The organism is Micromonospora sp. MH33 (genome assembly GCF_003013775.1).
Classification (GTDB): Bacteria; Actinomycetota; Actinomycetes; order Mycobacteriales; family Micromonosporaceae; genus Micromonospora; species Micromonospora fulviviridis.
The window spans coordinates 1-2,159 of sequence record NZ_MUYZ01000559.1 but is presented as its reverse complement, the minus strand read 5'-3'; the positions used below and the strand labels follow the sequence as shown (position 1 = coordinate 2,159).

The 2,159-nt window shown below is 77.1% G+C and carries 2 protein-coding genes; both read left to right on the top strand.

Annotation, left to right across the window (positions count from 1 at the left end; all coding sequences use genetic code 11):
* Nucleotides 1–175 precede the first annotated feature (175 nt).
* Entirely contained in the window at nucleotides 176–904 is a 729-nt protein-coding gene (locus B0E53_RS35785) for a polysaccharide deacetylase family protein (RefSeq protein ID WP_107079853.1), read from the top strand.
* Nucleotides 901–1,761 carry a DMT family transporter gene (locus B0E53_RS35780; RefSeq protein ID WP_107079852.1) on the top strand — a complete coding sequence of 287 codons (861 nt, stop codon included), beginning with the start codon at nucleotides 901–903 and terminating at the stop codon, nucleotides 1,759–1,761. The genes B0E53_RS35785 and B0E53_RS35780 overlap by 4 nt, the downstream gene beginning before the upstream one ends.
* Nucleotides 1,762–2,159: the final 398 nt, after the last annotated feature.

The window sequence follows — 2,159 nt, the reverse complement described above, 5'->3', positions numbered from 1 at the left end:
CGGCGCACGACGACGCCGGCGAGCCGCGTGCCGATCCGGCCGGCCTCGTCGCGGACGCCGCCAGCCGGGCCGGGAGCGCGGGTGTCGAGGAGCGCGGCCGCCGGGCCCTCGTCGACTCGGTCGGCGACGCGGTGGCGGTGGTCGCCGCCCTGCTCCAGTCCACCGGAGGCTTGCGGTGACCCGTGGCCCGGTACGGGCTGGCCGGATCGCGGCGGCGGCGTTCCCGGTGCTGCACTTGGCGCCAGCCCTCACCGCGCTGCCGGCCGTCCGGCGCCGCTTCTTCCGCGGCCTGCACGGTGTCGGCCCCCCGGACCGGGTCGCGCTCACCTTCGATGACGGCCCCGATCCGGAGTCCACCCCGCGGTTTTTGGAGGTGCTGGCCGCGTACCGGGTCCGGGCCACCTTCTTCCTGCTCGGTGCGATGCTGCACCGGGCTCCGGACCTCGGGCGGGAGATCGTCGCCGCAGGCCACGAGGTGGCGGTGCACGGCTGGCGGCACGACAACCTGCTGCTGCGCGGGCCGGTGGCAACCGTCCGCGACCTGGCCCGCGCCCGGTCGCTGATCACCGCCGTGACCGGCGCGACCCCACGGTTCCTGCGCCCGCCGTACGGGGTGCTGACCGGCGCCGCCGTGCTGGCCGCCGGCCGGCTGAAGCTGGAGCCGGTGCTGTGGAGCTGCTGGGGGCGGGACTGGACCCGCACGGCCACCGCCGACTCGGTGTACGGCACCGTCCGGTCCGGTCTGGCCGGCGGGGGCACCATCCTGCTGCACGACTCGTCGTGCGCAGCCGCGCCGGGGGCGTGGCGGGCCGGGCTGGCCGCCCTGCCCCGGCTGCTGACCGAGTGTCGCCGCGAGGGCTGGACGGTCGGGTCGCTCGGCGACCACCGGGACGTGCCCCGGTGACCCTCGCGGTGGTGGCCGCCCTGGTGGCGGCCTTCTGCTTCGCGCTCGCCAGCAACATGCACCAGCGGGCGGCCAAGCAGCAGTCACCCCGGCGGACCCTGGACCCGCGCCTGCTGTGGCGGCTGCTGCGCACCCGGCTTTGGCAGCTGGGCTGGGCGCCGGACGTGACCGGCGCGCTGGCCCAGGCCCTCGCGCTGCGCAACGGTCCGCTGGCCGTGGTGCAGCCACTGCTGGCGACCGGGCTCTTCATGGCCATCCTGGTCGAGGCCGCCTGGGACCGGCGGCCGGTGCCGCGCCGGGACCTCGTGGCGACCCTGGTCGGTACCGTGGGACTGGTCGCCTTCCTGGTGACCGTTAACCCACGGGCGGGGGTCGAGGAGCCCGACGCCACCGCGTGGGGGTGGGTGGCGGTCGGGGCCGCCGGGGCGGTGGCCGGCTGCCTGGTGGTGGCCCGGACGACCAGCGGCGCGACGCGCGGCGCGCTGCTCGGCGTCGCCACCGGGGTCCTCTACGGGATGGCTGCGGCCCTGCTCAAGGCGGTGGCGACCCGGTTCCACGGCGATGTGCCAGCACTGTTCACCGACCCGCGGCTGGCGGCGCTGGTCGTGGTCGCCCTGGTCGGCGTGCAGCTCAATCAGAACGCGTTCCAGAGTGGGCAGATCGCCGCGCCGCTGACCGCGCTCACCCTCACTGAGCCGGTGACCGGAGTGGTCGTCGGGGTGACCGCGTTCCACGAGACGCTCTCCCTCGACGGGGTCCGGATCCCGCTCGTGGTGCTCGCCGCCGCCATGATCACGCTGGGCGTTCGGCTGGCCGGCACCGCGCCGCGCGCCCCCGCCCGCTGCCGTACCGGCTGAACCCGCCCGGCCCGCGGTTCGGTCCGCCCAGGCCGGCGCCCGGTGGCCCAGCAGCGCGATCCGGTCCCCGGGGCCGGTCAACTCACCGCGTTCTCGGTCAGGCAGTCCAACGCGGTCTCCAGCCGCTCCGGGTGACGACCGCGCTGGGGTCGGGAAGCCTACCCCGCGCCGCCGTCCGCGGGAGGCGAATCCCCGAGTCGGCGACCCGTTCGGGTCGGCGTGGCTAGCCTCCGGCCATGAGGACCTGGGGCCCGTCCGCGGTGCTGGCCGCCGCCCTGCTCGTACCGGCGTCGATGCTGTCCACGCCCGCGACGGCGGGCGCCCGGACGGGTGGGGCGGCCGTCCGCCGGCTGCCGGCGGGGGCGCCGCCCTGCCCGAACGTGCCCGCCCCGGCGACC